Source organism: Thiohalocapsa sp. (genome assembly GCF_019695415.1).
Taxonomy (GTDB): Bacteria; Pseudomonadota; Gammaproteobacteria; order Chromatiales; family Chromatiaceae; genus Thiohalocapsa.
Genome location: NZ_JAIFKJ010000607.1, coordinates 2749 through 7673, shown reverse-complemented (window position 1 = coordinate 7673; position 4925 = coordinate 2749). Strand labels below are relative to the sequence as shown.

At 67.0% G+C, this 4925-nt stretch carries 2 protein-coding genes and 1 pseudogene; all 3 read right to left on the bottom strand.

What is annotated here, in order from left to right; genetic code table 11:
• Positions 1-2114 (bottom strand): annotated as a pseudogene (locus I6U14_RS16645) (translocation/assembly module TamB); the annotation flags it as partial.
• A gap of 12 nt (positions 2115-2126) precedes the next feature.
• Positions 2127-3809 carry an autotransporter assembly complex family protein gene (locus tag I6U14_RS16640; RefSeq protein WP_296900750.1) on the bottom strand — a complete coding sequence of 561 codons (1683 nt, stop codon included), beginning with the start codon at positions 3807-3809 and terminating at the stop codon, positions 2127-2129.
• A 167-nt stretch (positions 3810-3976) separates the two neighbouring features.
• Positions 3977-4837, bottom strand: a complete 861-nt coding sequence (locus I6U14_RS16635) for an ion transporter (protein ID WP_296900748.1) — start codon at positions 4835-4837, stop codon at positions 3977-3979.
• Between the last annotated feature and the right edge of the window lie 88 nt (positions 4838-4925).

The following is a 4925-nucleotide window of genomic DNA, read 5'->3' as shown; positions in this document are numbered from 1 at the left end:
CTGCCGCCCCTAGTCAGATGTGTGGGCAGCGCACAGCACAGGGCCCTGTTCTCACTGTCCGCATCAGTGAGTTCTCCGTCGAGTCGCTGGTCTACCCCGTACGCCTCGCCGCCGAGGTGCCCGGCCCAGTCCGCCGCCAGGCTGCCTGGGTCCAGCCCCGACAATGCTAGGTCGGCGTCCCATTGCATGTCTGGTACCCAGGCGACCCGGGCGCTCCCTGTGATGCTGCCGTCCAATACCTGGATATCGAGGGTGCTGACGTCCATAGCCTCGGCGGTACCGGTACCGCCCAGGTCCAGCGTGGCGGGCGGGTAGGCGGCGAGTGCCGCACTGCCCTTGAGGTTGTAGTCGTAACCCTCATCCAGCCCGCCGGCACTCGAAAGCTCGAAGCCCACGCGGCCGGCCAGGGCCGGGTCGTAGAGCCCCGGATCCAGGTCGTCTGCCCGCAGCGCCAGCTTCCAGGCCAGCGCAGGCACCCATGCGAGATCGCCCTCACCGGCGATGAGCCCGCCGAGGGTCTCGACGGAGAAGGTCGCGAGCTGCACCCGCTCAAGATCTCCGCTACCAGCGACGTTGACCACGGCGTCTGGATACTCCGTCAAGGCCGCCGTCAGCTTGGCCCCGAAGCTGTAGCCTGTATCGAGTCCACCCTGGGAGGCGGCCTTCAGCGCAATCTGACCGCCGAGACCCGGCAGCTGCTGCCCGGGATCGATGTCGGCGGCGGTGACGGCCAGGTCCCAGGTGACGGCTGGCTCCCACCTGGCACTGCCCTTGGCTTCGATGCGGCCGCCGAGGGTCTCCACCAGGAGCGATTCGATGCGAGTATCTCGGGCGCTGCCGGCGCCCGTCAGGCTGAGCCGGGCCTCGGGGATTTCGGCACCCAGCACATCGCCATCGAGCCGGTAGTCGAAGGCATCCAGGTCGCCATCCAAGGTGACTTTACCCTGTGGCGCCGCCACGAGGACCTCGCCGGTGAGCGGCCAACGCAGGCGCTCCCATGTACCCTGCAGCACGAAGGCAGGCACTGCACCCGCCAGGTCCGCATGACCATTGAGCTCCAGCACGGCACCGGATGCCGTCTCGTCCAGCTGCACCCGGTTCAGGGTCAGGCGCTGCTCTGCCCAAGTGAGATCCAGGTCGGCGCTGAGCTTGCCGAAGTCCGCGAGCGCCGGGGCGTCGGCGTCGAGGGTACCGGTGACAGTGGCGCGCTCGAGGTCGCCCTCGGTCTTGAGGCTCGCTTGCAGGTTCACCTCGGGTGCATCAGGGACCACGGCGGGCAGGTCCACGCGGTCGAGCTGCAGCTCGCCCTGCCAGGCCGGCTCGCTCAAGACGTCGCGGACCGTAGCGCTCAGGGTCGCGGCGACGGCGCCGGCCACCGAGTGCGTGATGCGCAGCGTCGCGAGGTCGCCGCCGACGCTGCCATCTCCGGTCAATTCCAATGCCGGGGCCTGGCGGAAACGCCAGTCCAGGGTGAGGTCGAGGGGGTAGTCCCCAGTGAGGCGGACGCTGCCCTGTGCTTGGGCACTGGCCTCAGGCTGTGCCAGCTCCGCGCTGAGCCGGCGCAGGTCCACGCGGTCGCCGTCGGCAGCGGCCGACAACTCCGCGCGGTTGACGCGGATCGCCGACGCGGGCGGGGCGTCCTGCTGGCGAAGGCTCAGGCGCTCCACCAGCACGCGGTCGATGTCCACCGCGATGGGCAGGCGGATTTCAGGCAGCGTCAGGGGCTCCGCAGGTGGCTTGTCCGCCGGCGGCGGCGCAGTGATGATATCCAGGTCCGCGACGCTCAGGTCGGCGACCCGCAGCTCCCCCGAAAGCAGCCTGGCGGGTCGCCAGTCCAAATGCAGCCGGCCGAGATCGAGCGACAGCGACGGCAGGTCCAGCACCACATCGGCGAGGGTCAACTCCCCCAGCACACGGCCGTCGACACGCCCCACCGCGACACGGTCAGGGACAAGCTCCTCGGCAAACGCCACCGCCATGCGCAGGCCTGTCTGTGTCCCGAGCACGAAGCCCAGCAACAGCACCAGCACCAGCAGCAGCAGGCCGGTCAAGCGCAACAACAGACCGACGAGGGGGAAGCCGATGAGGGACCGAGTGGTTTTGCGGGTGGCCATGGGCGAGACGCGTTAAAGATCCGGCCCAAGGCCGACGTGGAGGCGGAAGCCGGCCGGCTCCTTGGTGATCGCGTAGGCCACATCCAGCCGCACGGGACCGATGGGCGTCGCAAAGCGCAGCCCGAGGCCAGCGCTCTGCTCCCAGTCGGCGTTGTAGTCCGGGTCGAAGGCGTTGCCGAAGTCCGTGAACACCGCGCCGCTCCAAGGGCCCTTGATGCTGCGCTGATACTCCAGGCTGCCGACGGCCAGATAGCGCCCGCCGATGATACTGCCCGTTTGCGGGTCCCTCGGCCCCAGTGCATCCAGGCCCCAGCCGCGGATGCTGTTGTCGCCGCCGGCAAAGAAGCGCTGACTGGCCGGCACATCCTGCACGGAGCTGGCCCACGTCGCCCCGACGTTGGCGCGGCCGATGAACCTGTTGCCGCTGCCCAGGGTGCGGATGGCCTTGTAGCTCAGGCTGCCGCTCAGGTAGCTGGTCTCCGAAAGGACATTGCGCGCCGTGCCCTGCAGCAGGAGCCTAATGCGATGACCGTTCTTGGTGTTGATGGGGTCATCCGCCACGACTCGGGACCAGGAGGCGTTCGGGACCAGGCCGTTGAAGCTGTCGCTGTCGTCGTCGGCGACCTCGTAGTCCTCATAGCGGTAGTCGAGGCCGAGGTTGCGCCGCCAACCGCTGGGGGTAAGCACGGACTGGAGCGCGCCCAGCTTGAACAGCGTGCCCTGTCGGCTCGCGGTGTCGAAGGAATAGACCTCTGGACGGATCTGCACATAGTCCGACACTGGATCGCGCACGGGGATGCGGTACTCGGCGACGAACGACTGGGTCACCGGCGCGATCTCGATTTCGGTCTTCAGTTTATGCCCGCGACGGCCGATGTAACGCCGCCGGTAGTCGAGGCTGAAGCGTGGTCCGAGATCCGTGGCGTAGCCGACACCGACGCGGTACTTGTTGGCCTTGTTGCGCTCGGCCACGACGCGGACGGGCACGCGCCGATCCGGCCCGGCCTGATCCTTGAGCGGCACGATTTCCACGTTGCTGAAGTACTCGGTGCCGATGAGCCGGCCCTGAAGCCCGAGCAGCAGGTCTGGGTCGTAGACATCGCCGGGGGCGAAGTCCACGAACTTCTCCAGGAAGTCGTCGGCGAGCAGGTCTTGGTCGAAGCTCACCCCGTCGAGATACCAGCGTGGCCCGGTGTCGAGGTGAAACTCCACATGCGCCGTGTAAGCCACCGGGTCGATCAGTACGATGTGGCGCAGCAGCTCGGCATCCAGGTAACCCTGCTCGGAGGCCACGCTGGTGACCTGGCTCTTCGCCTTGTCATAGTCCGCGTGCAGGAGCACGTCGCCGGGCTGCAGCGGGAAGGTTTCCGGGAAGGCGGGATTGCTCGCCCCGGGGCCGGTGATGCGATAGTCCACCGACCCGATCTTGACGGGCTCCCCCGGGTCGACGCGGAAGCTCGCCACCCAGCGGCCGTTTGGATCTTCAGGCCGGTCGAGGTTGTCCTCAACCTGCACCCGGTATAGGCCAAAGGGCGCCAGCGCGTCGCGGATCTGATCCGGCGCCCGCCGATACAGCGCGAGAATGCGCGGCACCGTGAGCCCGCTGTCGTTCTGTTCCTGGTAGATGCCGAGCAAAGCAAGGACGTTCTTCTCCTGCTGCCCCTCCAGCCCCTCGACGGTCACACGCAGCGACACCCCCGCAACCGTAGCCGGCAACCCAAGCAGTAATCCGCAACAAAGAAGCAGCGCCGCCCGACGAGGCCGGCGGGCTACGCACCGGCGCTGTAAGGCGTGCGTCTGCATGCGTCAGATACTAGTGAATTCAGGCGAATATGCAAAGGTTATGAACGGCTCTATGACATTTATGTACGCCCTTCATCGGGCTCCGACCCCGACGCACTGCCGACGGCCGCCGTGGCCCGCAGCTCCGTCCGCAGCCCGGCCACCTCCTGCTGCAGTTGGCGCACCTCCGCCAGCACACGGTCCGTGTCGTCGTGCATGGCGCCCTCCATCTTGCGGCGGTCCGCGGCATGGTCGGCATCATGCATGGTCTGCATGGTATCCACGATGATGCCGATGAAGAGGTTCAGCATCGTGAAGGTTGCAATGAGAATGAAGGGCACGAAGAAGGCCCAGGCGGTGGGATAGCTCTCCATCACCGGCCGCACGATGCCCATGGACCAGCTCTCCAGCGTCATGATCTGAAACAGAGTGTACATGGACGCACCGATGCTGCCGAACCACTCCGGAAAGCGCTCGCCGAAGAGGCTCGTCGCCATGACCGCGAACACATAGAACAGGAGCAGCATCAGCCCGGCGATCGAGGTAATGCCGGGTACGGCCGCGAGCAGCGCCTCCACCACGAATCGCAACCGCGGCACCGTGGACACCAACCGCAGCACGCGCAGCACGCGGAGCGCCCGCAATACCGCAAGGGGGCCGCTCGCCGGCACTAGGGCGATGCCGACGACGATGAAGTCGAAGACGTTCCAAGCCCCCCGGAAGAAGCGCAAGCGAAAGGCGTAGAGCTTCAGGGCGAGCTCGATCACGAAGATCGCGAGCGCCGTCCGGTCCAGCGCCTTGAGCAGCCCGCCCCAGCGATCCATCAGCGCGGCCGAGGTCTCCAGCCCCAAGGTGATGGCGTTGACGATGATGACGGCGATGATGAAACGCTGCACCGGCCCGGACTCGATCCAGGCGCCGATGCGCTCGCGGGACAACATTGTCTAGGGCTCCGGCTGGGGGTTGATGGCTCGCTTGGACCCCGGTTATGTCGCTATATCGATAAGGACGTAGCTTCGAGGGGCGAGG

Coding starts and splice junctions, on each gene's coding strand:
- I6U14_RS16635 (WP_296900748.1), bottom strand. CDS start 4,837: ATGTTGTCCCGCGAGCGCATCGGCGCCTGGATCGAGTCCGGGCCGGTG.